Origin of the sequence: Rugosimonospora africana (genome assembly GCF_016862975.1) — a bacterium.
Lineage (GTDB): Bacteria > Actinomycetota > Actinomycetes > Mycobacteriales > Micromonosporaceae > Rugosimonospora > Rugosimonospora africana.
Genome location: NZ_BONZ01000036.1, coordinates 1 through 17,194, shown reverse-complemented (window position 1 = coordinate 17,194; position 17,194 = coordinate 1). Strand labels below are relative to the sequence as shown.

General features: G+C 70.9%; 14 protein-coding genes and 1 pseudogene. 5 read left to right on the top strand and 10 right to left on the bottom strand.

Annotated elements, in window-relative coordinates:
- Window positions 1-963: an NAD(P)H-dependent flavin oxidoreductase gene (locus tag Raf01_RS18835; protein ID WP_203919234.1), complete on the bottom strand. Its 963-nt coding sequence runs from the start codon at window positions 961-963 to the stop codon at window positions 1-3.
- Window positions 964-1,168: 205 nt separating this feature from the next.
- Between Raf01_RS18835 and Raf01_RS18830 the strand changes: the two genes are divergently transcribed.
- Complete coding sequence (locus Raf01_RS18830; RefSeq protein ID WP_203919233.1) at window positions 1,169-2,626, top strand: MFS transporter; 1,458 nt, start codon at window positions 1,169-1,171, stop codon at window positions 2,624-2,626.
- Between the two features lie 52 nt (window positions 2,627-2,678).
- Window positions 2,679-3,503 (top strand): MerR family transcriptional regulator, encoded by an 825-nt coding sequence (locus Raf01_RS18825; RefSeq protein WP_203919232.1) that lies wholly within the window; start codon window positions 2,679-2,681, stop codon window positions 3,501-3,503.
- Window positions 3,504-3,536: 33 nt separating this feature from the next.
- Here Raf01_RS18825 and Raf01_RS18820 read toward each other — a convergent pair whose 3' ends face one another.
- From Raf01_RS18820 to Raf01_RS18805, 4 genes are all read right to left on the bottom strand, one after another.
- Entirely contained in the window at window positions 3,537-4,541 is a 1,005-nt protein-coding gene (locus Raf01_RS18820; protein ID WP_239133730.1) for an aldo/keto reductase, read from the bottom strand.
- Window positions 4,542-4,640: 99 nt separating this feature from the next.
- The gene (locus Raf01_RS18815; protein WP_203919231.1) at window positions 4,641-5,453 is read right to left on the bottom strand and encodes a carbohydrate ABC transporter permease; all 813 of its coding nucleotides are present in this window, start codon (window positions 5,451-5,453) and stop codon (window positions 4,641-4,643) included.
- Window positions 5,453-6,403: a carbohydrate ABC transporter permease gene (locus Raf01_RS18810; RefSeq protein ID WP_203919230.1), complete on the bottom strand. Its 951-nt coding sequence runs from the start codon at window positions 6,401-6,403 to the stop codon at window positions 5,453-5,455. Before Raf01_RS18810 ends, Raf01_RS18815 begins: the two co-directional genes overlap by 1 nt.
- 5 nt (window positions 6,404-6,408) lie before the next feature.
- Window positions 6,409-7,662 (bottom strand): ABC transporter substrate-binding protein, encoded by a 1,254-nt coding sequence (locus Raf01_RS18805; RefSeq protein WP_203919229.1) that lies wholly within the window; start codon window positions 7,660-7,662, stop codon window positions 6,409-6,411.
- Window positions 7,663-8,054: 392 nt separating this feature from the next.
- Here Raf01_RS18805 and Raf01_RS18800 point away from each other — a divergent pair, with 392 nt between their 5' ends.
- Window positions 8,055-8,792 carry a GntR family transcriptional regulator gene (locus Raf01_RS18800; protein WP_239133729.1) on the top strand — a complete coding sequence of 246 codons (738 nt, stop codon included), beginning with the start codon at window positions 8,055-8,057 and terminating at the stop codon, window positions 8,790-8,792.
- Window positions 8,793-8,900: 108 nt separating this feature from the next.
- Here Raf01_RS18800 and Raf01_RS18795 read toward each other — a convergent pair whose 3' ends face one another.
- The 3 genes from Raf01_RS18795 to Raf01_RS18785 are packed head-to-tail and all read right to left on the bottom strand — an operon-like array spanning window position 8,901 to window position 12,057.
- Window positions 8,901-9,896 carry a BadF/BadG/BcrA/BcrD ATPase family protein gene (locus tag Raf01_RS18795; RefSeq protein ID WP_203919228.1) on the bottom strand — a complete coding sequence of 332 codons (996 nt, stop codon included), beginning with the start codon at window positions 9,894-9,896 and terminating at the stop codon, window positions 8,901-8,903.
- Window positions 9,897-9,907: 11 nt separating this feature from the next.
- Window positions 9,908-11,209, bottom strand: a complete 1,302-nt coding sequence (locus tag Raf01_RS18790; RefSeq protein WP_203919227.1) for a family 4 glycosyl hydrolase — start codon at window positions 11,207-11,209, stop codon at window positions 9,908-9,910.
- A 14-nt stretch (window positions 11,210-11,223) separates the two neighbouring features.
- A complete protein-coding gene (locus Raf01_RS18785) occupies window positions 11,224-12,057 on the bottom strand; it encodes a 6-phosphogluconolactonase (protein ID WP_203919226.1) in 834 nt (277 codons plus the stop codon).
- Between the two features lie 325 nt (window positions 12,058-12,382).
- Here Raf01_RS18785 and Raf01_RS18780 point away from each other — a divergent pair, with 325 nt between their 5' ends.
- Window positions 12,383-13,567, top strand: a complete 1,185-nt coding sequence (locus Raf01_RS18780) for an endonuclease/exonuclease/phosphatase family protein (RefSeq protein ID WP_239133728.1) — start codon at window positions 12,383-12,385, stop codon at window positions 13,565-13,567.
- Window positions 13,568-13,642: 75 nt separating this feature from the next.
- Here the strand turns inward: Raf01_RS18780 and Raf01_RS50585 are convergent, their stop codons facing one another.
- A complete protein-coding gene (locus Raf01_RS50585; protein WP_275413006.1) occupies window positions 13,643-14,059 on the bottom strand; it encodes a cellulose binding domain-containing protein in 417 nt (138 codons plus the stop codon).
- A gap of 15 nt (window positions 14,060-14,074) precedes the next feature.
- A pseudogene (locus Raf01_RS18775) lies at window positions 14,075-16,072 on the bottom strand (glycoside hydrolase family 48 protein); the annotation flags it as partial.
- A 383-nt stretch (window positions 16,073-16,455) separates the two neighbouring features.
- Here Raf01_RS18775 and Raf01_RS18770 point away from each other — a divergent pair.
- Complete coding sequence (locus Raf01_RS18770; protein WP_203919225.1) at window positions 16,456-17,166, top strand: hypothetical protein; 711 nt, start codon at window positions 16,456-16,458, stop codon at window positions 17,164-17,166.
- The last annotated feature ends 28 nt before the right edge of the window (window positions 17,167-17,194 follow it).

The following is a 17,194-nucleotide window of genomic DNA, read 5'->3' as shown; positions in this document are numbered from 1 at the left end:
TCACCGGGAGCCGGCCCCGGTGAGCACGCGCTCAGCCTCTGCGGCGATCGCCGCGACGAGGTCGGCCGCGGGCTCGATCGCGCCGATGAGGTCCGCGGCCTGGCTGACCCAGATCGGGATCGCGCCCGGATCCTCGCGGGCGATCGCCTCGCGGTACTCCCGCTGGGCCGCCGCGTCGCCGCGCAGTTCGCCTTCCCGGTCGCGCCACGCGTCGAGGAACGCGTTGCGCAGCGTGCGGGCCGGGTAACGCTCGGGCCACGCGGCGCCCCGGCCGATGTCCAGGATCGTGCTGCGTTCGGTGTCCCTGCCCCGGGCATCGACCAGTGCCCGGGACACCGGCGCGGATACGAGCGCCTCGTGGCTTGCCTGGAACCGGGTGCCGATCAGCGCGCCGGCCGCGCCGAGCATGAGCGCCGCCGCGAGCCCGCGGCCGTCGGCGATACCACCCGCGGCCAGTACCGTGGTGGAACCGGCGAGGTCGACCACGGCGGGTACGAACGACATGGTGCCGACGCTGTGCCGCCCGCTGTGCCCGCCCGCGTCGCTGCCCTGCGCGACGATCACGTCGGCGCCGGCGTCGAGGGCCTGCCGCGCCTCGTCCGGGTCGGTGACCTGGAGGATGAGCTTGGCTCCGGCCGCCCGTACCCGGTCGGCGAACGGCGCCGGATCGCCGAACGCGAGCATCACGGCCGCCGGCCGGAACTCCAGCGCCCGGGTCAGGGTGTCCGGGTCGAGGGCCCAGGTCAGGAAGCCGACGCCCCAGGGCTTGGTGGTCAGGCCGCTGACCAGGGCCAGCTCGCGATCGAGCCAGTCGCGGTCGCTGCGCCCGCCGCCGACCAGCCCCAGCCCACCGGCGTTGGACACCGCCGCCGCGAGCGCACCGCCGGCCGCCCCGCCCATCGGGGCGGACACGATCGGATGCGTGACCGACAAAGACCGGGTGAACTCCGTCCGCAGCACCATGCGGCCGATCCTGTCAGACCTACCGGCACCGTCGCGGGTACCCGCACAGGGTCTTCACAAGTCCCGCACCGATCCGCGACGGCGGCCGTGACGGCAACCAGGTCGGCCGGCGACCCGAGCAGATCGGACAGCAGTGACAATCGCAACGCCCCGTCCCGAGGCGGGGGCTTGACTCTCCCGGCGCGGGAGGGCGGAAGACCGAGCTATGGGACAGATTCCGAACGACCCCAACCACGACCGCAACCACGACAGTGGCGCCGTCGCGACACTGTCGCCATCGCGACCCGGGGCACGACGTCGCTGGGTGCCGCTGGCGGTACTGCTGGTCGGCACGTCCCTGATCGTGCTGGACTTCTTCGTCGTCAACGTGGCGCTGCCGTCCATCCAGCGGGACCTGCACGCCAGCGCCAGCGGCGTCGAGTGGGTGGTCGCCGGGTACGGCCTCGCCTTCGCCGTCCTGCTGAACGCGGCCGGCCGGATCAGCGACCGGATCGGGCGCCGCCGGCTCTTCGCGGCGGGCGTCGCGCTGTTCGTCGTCGCGTCGGCGGCGTGCGGTGCCGCCCCGACCACCGCCGTCCTGATCGGCGCCCGCGTGGTTCAGGGCGGCGCCGCGGCACTGATCAGCCCGACCGTGCTGGCGCTGATCGGCGTGCTGTACCCCGGGCCGGACCGGCCGCGGGCGATCAGCGCGTACGGCATGGTCATGGGTGTCGCCGCCGCCGCCGGACAGCTGATCGGCGGCGGCCTGGTCACCGCTGACATCGGTCACCTCGGGTGGCGGACCATCTTCCTGGTCAACGTGCCGGTCGGGCTGCTCGGACTGGCGCTGGTCCACCGGTACGTCCCAGAGTCCCGCGCGCAGGATCCCGCGCGCGTCGACCGGGCCGGGCTGGTTCTGGCCACCCTCAGCCTGACCGCGCTGCTCCTCCCCCTGATCCAGGGGCGGGAGCTCGACTGGCCGGCGTGGAGCCTGGTCAGCCTGGCGCTGTTCCCGGCACTGGTCGGGCTGGCGTACCGCCAGCAGCGCAGCGCCCGCGACCGGGGCGGCAGCCCGCTGCTGGATCCCTCGCTGCTGGCCGACCGGAGCCTGCGTGCCGGCCTGCTCGGCCAGCTCGTCTTCTGGTGCACCCAGGCGTCGTCGTACCTGATCCTCGCGCTCTATCTCCAGCAGGGCCGAGGGCTGACCGCGCTGCGCGCCGGGCTGGTGTTCACCGTGCTCACCGCGGCGTATCTGGCCGTCTCGGTCCGCGCGCCCGCCCTCACGCTCCGGTTCGGACACGCGGTGGTCGCAGCCGGCGCGCTCACCGAGGCGACCGGAGCCGGCCTGCTGGCGGTCACCGTCGCGGTGATCGGCACGGCCGGGCCCACGCTGGCTCTGGCACCCGGTCTGATCCTTGTCGGGGTCGGCCAGGGACTGTGCATCACGCCGCTGACCACCACCGTGCTGCGGCACGCCGACCGGCTCCAGGCGGGTGCGGTCTCCGGGGCGCTGTCCACCATGCAGCAGGTGGGCAACTCGATCGGTGTCGCGGTCACCGGCCTGGTCTTCTTCCCCGCCCTGGCGAGCGGGTACGCCGCGGCGTTCCGGTACGGACTCGCCGAGATCGCCGCGTTGCTGGTGGTCGTGGCCGCACTGGCCCGGACGCTGCCGGAACGCCGTTGACTCTCCCGCCACCGTTGACTCTCCCGCCACCGGAGTGTCGATACTCAGGGGTATGAGCACCCTGCTGAGCATCGGTGACTTCTCCCGGATGACGTACCTGAGCATCAAGGCGCTGCGGCACTACCACGACGCCGGACTGCTCGAACCCGCCGAGACCGACCCGGCGACCGGGTACCGGCGCTACTCGGCGCAGCAGGTGCCGGTCGCCCAGGTGGTCCGCCGGTTCCGTGAGCTGGGCATGCCGTTGCGCGACATCAAAGAGGTGCTGGAGGCGCCGGACGTCGGATCCCGCAACGAGATGATTCTCGGGCACCTGCGGCGGATGGAACGGCAGTTGTCCGACGTCCAGACGGCGGTCACCTCGCTGCGCCGGCTGATCGAGGCCGGCGACGGTCCGGTGCCGGTGCGCTACCGCACGGTACCGCCAGCCTGGGTGCTGGCGGTCGACGACCGCATCGCGATGGGCGACCTGGACGCCTGGTGGTCGGAGTCGTTCGGCCGGCTCACCGTGGCGCTCGCGGCGACCGGGGCGCGGCGGGCGGGCGCCGACGGCGCGCTCTACCACGAGGACTACTTCACCTCGGATACCGGGACGGTGGTCGCGTTCGTACCGATCGCGCACCCCGTGCCGGTGGACGACCCGGTGTACCCGACGCAACTGCCCGCCGCGGAGTTCGCGATCGCGACGCACCGCGGGGGCTTCGACACCATCGACCGGACGTACGGTGCGCTGGGCACCCACGTGGCCGAGCGTGAACTCGGCGTCGACGGGCCGATCCGGGAGACCTACCTGGTGACGGCCGCCGACACGCCCGACGAGACCCAGCACCGGACCGAGGTGTGCTGGCCCATCTTCCAGACCGCGTCACCACGCTGAGGTGCGGGTGCGCCGGGCGTGCCCCGGCCGGGGTCAGGGCCGGATCGGCCCGGTACCCGCGCCGGTGTCGCGGATCGCGGCGCCGATCTCGTCGAGGTCCGCCCCGGTGAGGGTCAGCGAACCGGCGGCGAGCCAGCCGTCCACCTGCTCCGGGCTGCGCGCGCCGACGATCGCGCCGGTGACGCCCTGCCAGGCGAGCGTCCAGGCCACCGCGATCGCCGCGACGCTGACGCCGTACCGGTCGGCGGCCGGGCGCATCGCGTCGGCCAAGGCGAGGTTGCGCTCGATCGCCGGGCTGTTGAACTCCGGCGACCGGGCGCGCCAGTCGTCGGCCGGCAGCGATGCCACCCGCTCCTTGGAGAAGCGACCGGTCAGCAGGCCGGACTGCATCGGGCTGTAGACGATCACGCCGGTCTCGTGCTCGTGGCACCAGGGCAGCTCGGCCGCCGCGACCGAACGGTTGATCGCCGAGAACGGCGGCTGCAGGCTGTCCACGTGGCCCAGGATCTCGGCGGCCTCAAGCTGCTTGACGTCGTGGTTGGACAGGCCCACCGCGCGTACCTTGCCGGCCTGCTGGAGGTCGAGCAGCACCTGCCAGTACTCCTCAAGTGCGGTGCCGTCCTCGGGCGGCCAGTGCACCTGGTACAGATCGATGCGTTCGGTCCCCAGGCGGCGCAGCGACGCCTCCGCCTCGGCGCGGAGGCTCGCCGGCGCCGCGGCCCGGCGAGTCCGGTGCCGGTCGGTGCCGTCCCAGACCACGCCTCCCTTCGTGAAGACGTACGGGCGGTCGCCGTCCGGGATGCCGGACAGCGCCTCCCGGACCACTTCCTCGGAGTGGCCGAGGCCGTAGACCGCGGCCGTGTCGATCCAGTTGATGCCACGCTCGACCGCGTGCCGGATCGCCGCGACGGACTCCGCGTCGTCCTGGGGACCCCAAGCGAACGCCCAGTCGCCGCCGCCGATCGCCCAGGCACCGAAGCCGACCCGGGTGATGTCCATCCCGGTGCGGCCGAGCGGAACGGTCGGCAGTGAACTCATGCTTCCTCCAGCGTCGTACGGCGCCGGCACCTGTCGCCGGCACACTCCGACCAGCCTCCATCGCCGGTGGTAGGCGGTGCAAGGCCGCCCCGCGGCCGGCTACTCCTTCAGCGCGCCGGAGAGGATGCCCCGGATGAACTGGCGCTGGAAGACCAGGCACAAGACCACGACCGGCAGCGAGATCAGGACCGCCGCCGCCGACAGCAGGTTGATGTGCACCAGGTACCGGCCGGAGAACGCGCCGAGGCCGAGGGTGAGCGGCTGGTGCGCCGGGTCGGACACCAGGATCAGGGACAGGAAGTAGTCGTTCCACGTCCAGGTGAAGCTGAGCAGGATCAGCGTCACGATGGCGGGCCTGGCCAGTGGCAGGTAGACCCGCCAGAGCCGGGTCCAGGTGCCCGCCCCGTCGATCTCCGCGGATTCGGCGATCGCCCGGGGTACCGCGCGGAACGCCGTCCTCATCCAGAAGGTGCCGAAGCTGACCGACATCCCGATGTGGGCCAGGACGATGCCCCGGTACGTGTCGGTGATGCCGTACGACTGGAAGTCGTAGTACAGCGGGACGACGAACGTCTCCATCGGCAGCGTGATCCCGAGCAGTACCAGCGGGAACAGCAGCCGCTCCCCGAACACGCCGAGCACGCCGAAGGCGTACCCGCTCATGACCGCCAGGATGGCGCCGATCACCACCACAGAGCCGGTGATGATGACGCTGGACGTCAGGTACTGGCTGAAGCCACCCTCCCGCCACGCCTGGCCGAAGTTCGACCAGGTGAGGTGGCCGAGGTCGAGCGAGCCGTTGGGATCCGGGCTCAGCGCGTCTCCGATCACCCAGATCAGCGGGAACACCACGGCCAGCGTGATGACGGCCAGCAGCACGTACGTCCAGATTCTTTCGCCTCGCGATGTCATCAGGACTTGTCCTCCGACAGCTTGACGATCACCATCGTGGCCAGCAGCGACACCACCGCGAGGATGATGCCGATGCTCGCCGCGGCGCCGACGTCGGGATTGGCGAAGGCCCGCTGGTACAGGACGATCGTCGGGGTGATGGTGGAGATGCCCGGGCCGCCCTTGGTGGTCAGCCACACGATGTCGAACACCCGGATGGCGGCGAGCACCGTCAGGGTCAACACGACCGACATCGACCCGCGCAGCCCGGGCAGGGTGACGGTGAAGAACTCACGGACCGCGCCGCCCCCGTCGACCCGTACCGCGTCGTACAGCTCGCCGGGGATCGCCTGCATCCCGGAGGTGAACAGCACCGTGCACAGCCCGAAGGCCCCCCAGGTACCGGCGATTCCCAGCGCCGGCAGCGCCCAGGTGTACTCGCCGAGCCAGCCGTGCGCGAGTTGGCCGAGTCCCACCGCCCGCAGGGCGTCGTTGATCGGGCCGTCCGGCGCGTAGATCCGCTTCCAGACCACCGCCACCACCGCCGGGGTGAGCATCTGCGGCAGGAAGACCAGCGCGCGGAACACGCCTCCGCCGCGCACCTGACGCCGTGCCGACAGCGCCGCGCTCAGCAGGCCGAGCGCGATCGGCAACACCGAGAAGAACAGGATGAAGTAGAGGGTGTGGGTGACCGCCTGACGCAGCGTCGGGTCACGGAAGAAGTTCGTGTAGTTCTCGAACCCGGCCCAGGTGGCCTGGGTGACGCCGTCCCAGTGGAACAGCGAGAGCCAGGCCCCCTGGACGGCGGGCACCAGAACCACGACGGCGTAGACCACCAGACCCGGTGCCAGGTACAGCAGGCCGAGCCAGGGCCGCCGGTGACGTTGTCCGGGCCGGCGGCGGCGGGGGGACACGCGGGCCTTCGCGGTCCCCCCGGCTGCTTTCGTCGGGTTCTCAACCAGACGGGACATCGTCGTTACTTCGCCAACTTCGCCTTGAACGAGTCATCGTCGGTTTTCGCGGCGCTGACCACGTCCTGTGCGGAGGTCTTGCCCGCCAACAGATCCTGCACCTTGGTCTGGATGGTGGTCAGCAGGGTCGGCGTCGCCCAGTCCAGGTACGGCACGGACGAGTTCTTGCTGGAGATCTGCCCGGCGTTGTTGACATCGTCGGCGAACAGCGGGTCCTTGCCGTCGGCCTTCAGGCTCGGGTCGAGCAGCGGCGCCACCCCGAGGTTGACCGCGAGCTGAGCGGCGTCCGGGCTGGCCGCGAAGTTGAGGAACGCCGCCGCCGCGTCCGCGTGCTTGGACTTCGACGAGACCGAGAAGTTCGTCGCCGACGAGGTGGTCGCGACCGGCGCTCCGCCGTCGGAGCGCGGCAGCACGAACGAGCCGAAGTTGCCGCTCTGTCCGGGCTTGAGCGGCAGCGATCCGGAGTAGTCGAAGTGGAACAGCGCCTTGCCGTCGACGAACTGCTGCGCGGCGTCCTGACCGGCGACCGCGCCGAACTGCTTGGTGAAGTAGCCCTTGTCGGCCCAGTCCTTCATGGTGCTGATCGCCTGCGGGAAGCCGGTGGCCTGGTCGGCGATGCTCACGTTGCCCTGCGAGTAGATCAGGTCGGAGATCTTCTGCTGCTGCCCGAGCGCGTTCATCACGCTGTACAGCGGCTCGGTGATGCCGACCTGCTCCACGTTGCCGAGCGCGATCGGAGTGAGCTGGGCCGCCTTTGCCTTGGCGAGCGCGTCGGTGAACGCGGAGTACGTGGTCGGTACCGACAGGCCGAGCTGCCTCAGCAGGTTGCGGTTGTAGTAGACCTCGATCATCGAGGACCGGGCCACCGGCATCCCGAAGACCGCGCCGGTCCCCATCTGCTTGCCGTCCGTGGAGAACTCGTGCTCCTGCAGGATCGAGGTGGGCACCTTGTCCCGCCAGCCGTACGCCTGCGCCGCGGAGTCCAGGTTCAGCACCAGGCCGCCCTGCACCAGGGTGCCCAGCGACTGCCAGCCGTTGTTGGCCGGGACGATGTCCGGCGGGTTGTTCGACTTCAGCTTCAGGGGCAGCGCCTGCATCACGTCACCCCAGCTGAGCGAGGTGCGGTTGATCGTGATGTTCGGGTACTTGGCGTGGAAGGCGTTGACGACCGCCTTCATCCACGCGTCGTCCGCTCCGCCGGTGAAGTAGTCCAGCACCTGCAGCTGCACCGTTCCCAGCTTTGCCGGGTCGGTGGTCACCGGTCCGGCCGTGGCCTGACTGGTGGAGCCTCCGGAGGCACCGGGGGTACATGCCGACAGTGCGAGAAGAGCGGCGATCGGCAGCGCCGCAACGCCGGCCGTAACTGACAATCTGCGTCGGGGCACGCGTCTCTCCCTGGGGTCGGGGACTCGGATCGCCATCTCGGCAGCGTATGGCCGGGGCGGCAACGGGTGGACGAATCCCGTTGGTGTCTGCGGTCACCATAGGCGCCGACAGACCAGTTAGTCCAGAGGCTAGACCAGATAGATGCGATCCGCGCGTCCGACGACGCGGCTGAGCCACCTCGGCAGGCCACTGAACCAGTTCCACCTGTCAAATGTAGCGAGGACCGACTGGTCCAGCTGGTGCCGACTACTGGTACCGTTCATCCGTGGCCACAGCTCGCGAGACGGACATCGGCGCCGCCGTGTCCGAGACCTACCGCAAGCTCAACGAGTCGCTGCGCCGCGGTGTGTTTCCCCCCGGCAGCCGGCTGCCGGGCGAGCGTGACCTCGCCGCCAGCGTCGGAGTGAGCCGTTCCACTCTGCGCCAGGCGCTTGGCCGCCTCGCCGAGGAGGGGCAGCTGGACCGTTCGTCCCAGCGCGGCTGGTTCGTGCCGCGCCAGATGGTCGGCGAACCGCCGAGCACCCTGCAGAGCTTCTCGGAGATGGCCCGGGCGCGGGGGCTCGCGCCACAGTCGAAGATTCTCCTGCAGCGGGTGCGTCCGGCCACATTCGACGAGGCGCAGCGGCTGCGGGTGGCACCCGCGGCCCGCGTGCTCGAGCTGCGCCGGCTGCGCAGCATGGACGCGGTACCGATCTGCGTCGACACCAGCGTGATCGTGCTCGCACTCGCGCCCGGACTCGCCGACCTCGACATGACCGATCTGTCCCTGTACGAGACCGTCGAGCGGCTGTCCCAGATCCGGATCGCCCGCAGCTCCTACACGGTACGGGCGGATGCCAGCGACGAGGCGACGGCCGCGTTGCTGGAGATCCAGCCGGGTGCGCCGATCCTGATCGGCGAGGAGACCACCTACAGCGACGACGGGACGGCTGTCCTCACCGGCACGATGTCCTACCGCGCGGACGCGTACCGCTTCGAGGCCGACCTGTTCCGGCCGCTGTAACGCGGACCCGCGGAAGCGCCGCGCGAGGCGGTCGCTCGGGCCTGCCGCCGTGCGCGGCGGGACCACCACGGTGAGGCAGCCTCCGGCCGACCGCACCGCTGTGGGAGGTCAGGTCTTGAGAAACTCCGGCGGCGGTACCGTCCCGGCGAGCCGGCCCACCACGTCGGGGCTGAGCGCGACCCCACCCTCGGCGAGCGCGTCGAGCGTCGCCCCGGCCACCGGCGGCAGCGTCGCCGGAGAGGCGACCGCCGTGGGCAACCGCTCCCCCAGATGCGCCAGCAGCGCCGCCGCCACCGGGGAGGACGGAGCCATCAGCACCGAACCGGACAGCACCACGCTGATCGGTTCCGGGCGGTCGAGCAGGCCGACCTTGCGTGCCGCGATCTGCGCGTACAGGGACAGGCGGCGGCCCTGCTCGTCGACGATGTCCGAAGCCACCGGGTCGCCGGCCATCGCGGTCGCGGTCACCACCCGGGCGCCCCGGGTGCGATCCGCCTGCGTGGGCCGGCCTTCCCGACGGTTGAAGCGGTGATTGAGCTCGGCCACGCTGGGTACGCCGTAGAACTCCAGCAGGGCGGAGGTCAGCCGGGTGGGCGGGCCGGCCTCCAACTCGGCGAGGTACACCGCCCGCAACGCCTCGGTCATCAGGCCGAGCGCGCCCATCGCGTGCTGGCTCCACCAACCCATGTCCCACATCGCGCCGTCCGGCCCGCGGCCCGCGATGGCCGCTGCCGTACCGGCCACGACGGACACGCCGATGCCGGACGGCTCACCGCACCGCAGCGCCGCGTACCCGTCGTTCGCGATGGACCGCTGGGTCAGCGCCGGCCAGTGCTCGCGCAGCGCCCGGTCCCAGTACTCGCCGTCCTCGGGCCAGTCGACGCCGGCGAGCCGGAACGCCGCGGCGGACACCGTCCACCGGGTCGCCCCGGCCTGGCTCAGTGCGGCGTCGACGGAGCCCAGGACCGCGGCGACCGCATCGGCCGGGTCCCGGACTCCGTAGATGTCGCCGCATCCGGCGCGCCCGGCGCCCACGATCTCGCCGGAGGCCAGGCTGGCCAGCGCGACCGTCTTGCTGTTTCCGGCGTCGACGCCCAGATACACCTGCGCCATCGTCAGGGCAGCAGCCGCTCTGGCAGCCAGCGGGCCTGCGCCACCGCCATCTCGTCGTACAGCGACTCGGCCACGGTCAGCGACGGCACCAGCGGGTGCGCGGCCATCGCCCGGATCGCGTCGGACCGGTCGCCGTCCCACGCCGCCTTCGCGGCGAGGATCTGGTACTCGGCCAGCTGCTGGGTGATGCCCCGTACCGAGTGCGGCAACGGCTTCTGCGGCTCGGGGTGGAACCCCTTGGCGTCGACCGTGCCCCACAGCTCCACCACCGTGGACTCGTCGAAGCCGGGCAGCACCCCGCCGGTGTTCGGAATGTTGAACGGCATCCGCCGGCCGGTGTTGTTGTAGAACGCGCTGATCGCGTCGATGGCCAGCTCCAGCTCGTGGATGCCGCCGCGCGAGCGGGCCGGGTCGAGCCGCGGGTTGTCGCTCTTGGCCTGCTGCTCGTAGTGCTCCCAGTAGCTGGGCAGCGAGCTCATGATGACCTCGGACCGGGTCTTGGCGGCCATCTGCTGCTCCCGCAGGATCTCGTCGCGGAAGTAGAAGTAGTTGAAGTAGTCCGAGGGGATGGACTCCATCGCCACCGCCAGGTGCAGCGCGCGCATGCCGTTGACGTCGTCGGTCGGCTTGTCGCGCAACGCCTCCCAGCGCTCGCGCAGGATCGGGATGGCGTCCTGGCCGTCGTAGGTGGCCTCGTTGGACCAGCAGTTGTGGTTGACGCCGACCATGTTCGCGTGCAGCTTCTCCGGGTCCAGCCCGGCCGCCTTCGCCACCACCGGCGGGAACACGATCGGGCCCTCGCAGAACGAGGCGATCGGGATGTCGGTGTTGTCGGCCACCGCCTGCGAGACGATGTTGACCGGGTTGGTGTAGTTGAAGATGCGCGCCTTGGGGGCGACCGCGGCGAGGTTCGCGGACAGCTCCTTCATCACCTGGACGGAGCGCAGCGACATCATCAGGCCGCCGGGGCCCTGCGTCTCCTGGCCGATGACGCCGTGCTTGAGCGGGATCCGCTCGTCCATCGCGCGCGCCTCGAAGTTGCCCGGGCGGAAGCTGGACAGCACCGCGTCCACGTCGCGCAGGCCCTCGCGCTGGTCGGTGGTGGTGGTCACCGTCACGTCCAGGCCGGCGTGCTTGGCCATGTTCTCGGCGATGGCCTTGGTGACCTGCAGGCGGTCGGCGTCCAGGTCGATGAGGACGAACTCGGAGCCGTTGAATTCTTCCCCGTGGTACATGAAAGAGGCCATGGTTCCGGGCGCGCGGGAGGATCCACCGCCGAGGTATGCGAGCTTGATGCGGGCCATTTCTCTTTCTCTCCTTAGCGGGTGACGATCGTTGCGGCACCGGCGGCCGGCCGCTGCCCGGCTGCGGCGGTGTCGACGAACAGCAGTGGGTTGGCGCAGTCGGCAAGCACGGTCGCCGGCCAGTCCGGCTCGTAGTGCTCGGCCGCCATCAGGCGGCGGGCCGCGGTGGCCTTGTCGGCTCCGTGCACCACCATCACCGCCCGCTTGGACTGCTCCTGGATGGTGCCGACCCCGACGGTCACGCCGTACCTGGGGACCCGATCCAGCCGGTTCTCGAACGTGGGGAACGTGGCGAGGTTGTCCCGCCGGGTCTGCTCGGCCAGCTCCACGACGCGGGTACGGGTGCCGGGCCGGGTACCCGCCGGGTTGAACGCGACGTGCCCGTCGCCCGCACCGCTGGCCAGGATGAACAGGTCGATCCCGCCGTGCTCGGCGATGCGCTTGTCGAACTCGTCCGGGTCGGCCGGGTCCGGGATCCAGAAGCGGTCGGCGTCGATCCCCCGGCCGGGCGCGGCAGCGCGGTTCAGGCGCTCCACGATCTCCAGCTGTCCGAATCGCACGCAACTGTGCTCCAGTGCCGGATCGATGCGCCGCAGGGCCCCGGTGACCTCATCCCGCTCCACGTACTCGTCCATCATCACCACGACCATATGGCGTAGGTCGAGGCCGCGGCCGGCCACCTGCTCGGCAAGTGCCTGGTAGGTGCTCAACGCGCTCCGGCCCCCGGGACAACCGAGCAGAAACGGTCGGCCCGATTCGGCGGCGGTGGCGAGTGCGTCCGCGATCAGCGTCGCGAGCGAACGTCCAAGGTGGTCGGGGTCGGCGAAAACGGTGGGTGGAACCCGCAAGACGAAACTCCTCGTCAAACCAGTCGGACCCCCGAACCGTACACTGGTCTGACTGGTTCGGTCAACGGATGATCTCGGCGTTGACGTGGGAAGCGGCCGCGACGGCGTACCGGTGGCGCCGTGGGCCACGTGTTCCCGGCGTGGGATTTCTCCGGCTTGTCCGGTGCGCGGGTGTTGTCCGTGGACGCGACGATCGCCTGTTCCGCGGGCGCCCGCCGTCCGGGACCTCGACCACTCGGGGCCCCGACCGCTCGGGCGTACCGCGCTCGCAGCGTCGCAGGGCACCAAGGAGCGGCACCATGGAGCGGCACCGTGGAACGGCACCGTGGAACCGGCCATCATGGAGCGGGCCGTCATGGAGCGGGCCGACCGGCTCGGCCGAACGGCGGGAGGCGTCGTGCGCATCGCCAGCTTCAACGTGGAGAACCTCTTCAACCGCGCCCGCGCGCTGGAACGCACGACCTGGACCGCCGGACGGGTCGCGTTGGAGGCGTTCGGCCGCGTCAGCGAGTTGCTCGAAGAGCCGACCTACACCCCCGAGGGCAAGCGCGAGATCCTGCGCGAACTCCAGCGCCTCGGCCTGCGCAACGGCGACACGGCACGCTTCGCCCGCCTGCGCCAGAACCGCGGGCGGTTGGTCAGGCGGTCACGCGACGGCCGGGTCGAGATCGTGGCCAGCGGCCGTACGGACTGGATCGGCTGGGTGGAGCTCATCACCGACCGGGTCGACGAACTGGCGCTGCTCAACACGGCCAGGGTCATCCGCGACGTGGACGCCGACATCGTCGGTGTCATCGAGGCGGAGAACCGGCTGGCCCTCAAGCGGTTCGCCGACGCCGCCCTGGTGGTCGACCGTCAGGTCAGGTACCCGCACGTCATGGTCATGGACGGCAACGACGAGCGCGGGATCAACGTCGGTCTCCTGTGCGGCGCCCAGTACCCGCTGATCGCGCAGCGCAGCCACGTCGACGACCGGGACACGGTCGGGCGGGTGTTCAGCAGGGACTGCGCCGAGTACCACTTCGCGACGCCGCACGGCCAGCGGCTGGTGATGCTCGTCAACCACTTCAAGAGCAAGGGGTACGGCGGCAAGGTGGCTTCCGACGCGATCCGGCGGCGGCAGGCGCGGCGGGTCGCGGAGATCTACCAGAGCCTGGTCGCCGACTCCACTCCGCTGGTCGCGGTCGTCGGCGACCTGAACGACACCCCGGACAGCGAACCGCTGGCCCCGCTGCTGAGCGAGACCGACCTGCGCGACATCTCGCACCACCCGGAGTTCGACGACGGCGGCCGGCCGGGCACCTACGGGTACTGCACCGCCCGCAACAAACTGGACTACGTCCTGCTGTCTCCGTCGCTGTTCGACAGGACGGTCGGGGGTGGCATCCTGCGAACGGGCGTGTGGGGTGGCCGGCGCGGCCAGCTGTGGCCGGTGTACGACACGATGGCCCGCGCGGTCGACGCGGGCTCCGATCACGCCGCGATCTACGCCGACCTCGAGCCGCTGTAGCGCTGTAGCCCGCGGCTTTCCGCGGGCGGACGCGACCGCCGGGGCGGACGGTGCCGCCCCGGCGGTGTGCGGATCTCAGCTGCCCGACGCGCTGAGCGTGGGCGGGGTGTTGGTTCCGCTGTACGTGGCCTGGAACCCGAACGTGGTCGTGCCGCCGGGCGCGATCGTGCCGTTGTAGCTGGCGTTGGTCGCGGTCACCCCCCGGCCGGACGAGGTGACCGTGGCGTTCCAGCTGTTGGTGATCTGCTGGTTGCCACCCCAGGTCCAGGTGACCCGCCAAGAGTGGATCGCGGCGGTTCCGTTGTTCCGGACCGTGACGGTGCCGGTGAAGCCACTGCCCCAGTCGCTGTCGTTGTGGAAGGTGGCGGTGACCGCGCCGCCGGTGCCGCCGGTCGGGCTCGTCGTCGGGCTCGGCGAGACGGTGCGCGACGGGCTGGACGAGGGCCGGACCGTCGCCGAGGCGGTGGCCGAAGCGGGCGCGCTCGGGCTGATGGTGCCGCCGCCGCCGAACAGCTCGGAGTACGTCGCGAACGCCATCGCCATGTCGGCCTGCGCCCAGAACCGGTGGTACGTGAAGGACGGTACCGCGCCACCGTTCAGGTACGTCTGGACCTTCGCGAAGTCCGGATCGTTGCGGTAGAAGGAACGGATGGACAGGAAGGTGGAACTCGAGTTGATGGTGTCACCGTTGGGCATCTTGCCGGTCCAGCCGGACGGCACGTACACGGGGTCGTCGAAGCGGTTGTAGTCGCTGCGGGTCTCGGCGATCGCGATGCCCTTGGTGTCGGTGTGCGTCGCCAGGGCGTCGAGCAGGTTCTTGCCGAGGGTCTGCGCGGCGGTGTTGCTCGTGGCCGCCGCGTAGTACAGCAGAGCGCGGACCAGACCCGCGGCGACGCCGACGTCGGTGCCCTTGTCGACGACGCTGACGTGCAGCCCGGAGTTGGTACCCGGGTTGGACGCGTTCCAGGTGTCCGGTTGACCGGTCCAGTTGATCGTGGACGGGATCGAGAACGTGCCGCCGGAGCCGACCGTGACCTGCCCGCTGACCCAGGTGACCCACTTGTCCAGGACGGGCTTCACCTTGGTGTCCTTGGTCAGGTAGTAGTACTCCATCCACCGTTCCATGCCCCACACCTGCATGCCGAACCAGTTGTTGCTCGGCGGGTCGTGGTAGACCGGCTCCCAGTCGTAGAACATGCCGTAGAAGGTCGGACTCCCGGCCGGCGGAGTGCCGTACTGGCCGTCCCAGCTGTTGGTGGCGCCGCCGGCGATCGCACCCTCGGCGGACTGGAGCCAGCGCAGGAACTCGATCTGCCGGTTCAGGCTGGTGGCCCAGTCCGACTTGCCTGTCGACGCCTTCGGTGCCATCGCGGCGACCGTGGACAGCGCCCACGCGGCCACCGGGTTCTGGTAGCCAGCGTGTGCCGCGCCGTCGCCGATGCGCCACGCCCAGCCGCCGCCCGGCTCGGCCCCGCCCCAGGCGTAGTACCAGCCGAGCAGGTAGTGCTGCGAGGAGCGGCCGCTGCCCGCCGGGCAGCTGGACGCGCCGACACAGTTGCCGATCTGCTTGAAGTACTTGTCGAACATGGCGTACCGCAGGTAGTCGCCCATCTTCGCGGCCTTGGCCACGGAGGCGGACACGGAACTCGCGTTGCCCTGTGCCGTCGCCCAGCGGTACGCCCAGTACGCCGCCTGGATGGCGCGCGCGTCGGCGTCCGGCGCGTTGGTGTACTTCCACTGCTGGGCGTAGCTCTGGTCACCGGTGAACAGGTCGAGGTACCCGTTGGGGCCGCCGTACTTGAACTGGTCGGTGCATGGCTGCGGGATGGTCTCCCACACCGATTCCTGGGAGCCGCGCTGGTAGCTGTTGATGTAGCAGGGGCCGGCCGCGCTCGGCCCGCCCTCGGCGCCGGAGCCGGCCGTGTTGCCGTACCCGTAGACGTTGTCCACGTCCAGCAGCCAGTGCATGCCGTAGATGTCCGAGTTGCCGTAGGCCGAACGCAGCTCCGCCGCGATCGGGTCCTGGCCGACGGACACCGAGGAGTCCAACTTGCTCGGGTAGCTGCTCGGGTTGGGCCACTCGGGCGCGTAGGTGGCCGGTGCGCTCGCGTTGTACCCGTCGTTGCTGGGCTGGTCGGTGTGGGTCGGGATGATGTACTTCTCGGCCGCCGCCCACGCGTTGTTGAACGGCGTCCAGTCCCCGGTCACCCGGCCGTACGTCGCCTCCAGCCACATCCAGTAGCTGAACGCCTCTGACGTGCTCTCGTGGCCGTGGTCGGGTGCCTCGACCATCAGCTTCTCGACCGAGTGGTATGGCACGCCGGCCGGGCTGAAGTAGCCGTTGGCCGAGCTCTTGATCTTGTTGTACTGGTCCAGGAACAGCTGCGCGTACGGATCCGTAGCGGCCGGCACGGCGTTCGTCCCGGCGGCCTCGACCATCTTCGCTCCGACTGCGACCCCGGCGAGTGCGCCGCCGGTGACGGCGACGAACTTCCTGCGGGATATGCGAGCCATTCGAGCCCTCCTAACAGGGGTGGCGTTGCCCGGTCACGGCTTGGTGGCCGCTGCGGGCGGGCAGGGCGGTGTTGTCTGGCGTTGGTCAGTTGGTACGGGCGCGGGCGGCTGCGCCCGCCAGCCCGCCCACCACCAGCAGTCCGGCGGGCTCCCCGGCGCCGAATGCCAGCAAGGCGTCACTCGTTGCACAGCGCCTCCGTCGATGCGTTACTCATCGATGGAAGCGCTCCCACACAGGCTGGTCGGCGGAACTGGAAAAGTCAAGATGTCCGATCCCTCATTTGCGCGCGGACGCCCCGAGCGCCGGACACCCCGGTGGGCCGGCGATGGATACCATCTGCGGGGCGAGGCTCGACCTATTCACGAGGAGCGCTGTGACTGCCAACGATCCGGACGGCGCCCGCGACTCCGGCACGGGTCCGGCCGCGGGTGACGACGAGGCGGCGGACTGGATACCGGCGCCACGACATCCCGATCCCCCACTGCCGCCGCCACTGGAGGATCTCGACGTCCCGCCGCCGGGCCCGTTTCTCGACGACGGCGGCTGGGAACAGCCCGTCTTCAGCGCTCCGCCACCGGGCCCGTCCCTCGACCTGGACGGCTGGGACTCGCCACCGGCGACACCGCCGGCTCCGGCTCCGGCGCCGCCACCCTGGCCGGACACCTACGCCACACAGATCCCGCAGAGTGGTCCGCCACCGGGCCCGGCCATGGATCTGGGCGGCTGGCGATCGGATGGATACGTCTCGCCGAACCCGGGCGGCGTGCCACCCCCAAGGCCCGACCCGAGCCAGGGCGGCGGGCCGGCCCACGGCGGAGAGCCAGCGCCGGGCAGCGGGCCGCCACCGGGACCCGACGTGAGCCTGGCCGCCTGGGGACCGGAGCAACAGGGCTACGGCGTGTCCGCAAGCAGCGGGCCGCCGCCGGGACCCGACGTGAACCTGGCCGGCTGGACACCGCAGCGGCCCTCCGGGCCCGACAACGCGACGCCGAGCAACGCGACAGTTGGGCCGTGGAGCGGATACCGCGAGGGCTGGTTCCGCCGGTTGCTGACCCGGTTGCGTGGCGGACGATCTCGTTCGTAGCCCCCCCCCCCCCCCCCCCCCCCCCCCC

Coding starts and splice junctions, on each gene's coding strand:
- Raf01_RS18825 (WP_203919232.1), top strand. CDS start 2,679: ATGAGCACCCTGCTGAGCATCGGTGACTTCTCCCGGATGACGTACCTG.
- Raf01_RS18790 (WP_203919227.1), bottom strand. CDS start 11,209: ATGGCCCGCATCAAGCTCGCATACCTCGGCGGTGGATCCTCCCGCGCG.
- Raf01_RS18815 (WP_203919231.1), bottom strand. CDS start 5,453: ATGACATCGCGAGGCGAAAGAATCTGGACGTACGTGCTGCTGGCCGTC.
- Raf01_RS18830 (WP_203919233.1), top strand. CDS start 1,169: ATGGGACAGATTCCGAACGACCCCAACCACGACCGCAACCACGACAGT.
- Raf01_RS18835 (WP_203919234.1), bottom strand. CDS start 963: ATGGTGCTGCGGACGGAGTTCACCCGGTCTTTGTCGGTCACGCATCCG.
- Raf01_RS18810 (WP_203919230.1), bottom strand. CDS start 6,403: ATGTCCCGTCTGGTTGAGAACCCGACGAAAGCAGCCGGGGGGACCGCG.
- Raf01_RS18820 (WP_239133730.1), bottom strand. CDS start 4,541: ATGAGTTCACTGCCGACCGTTCCGCTCGGCCGCACCGGGATGGACATC.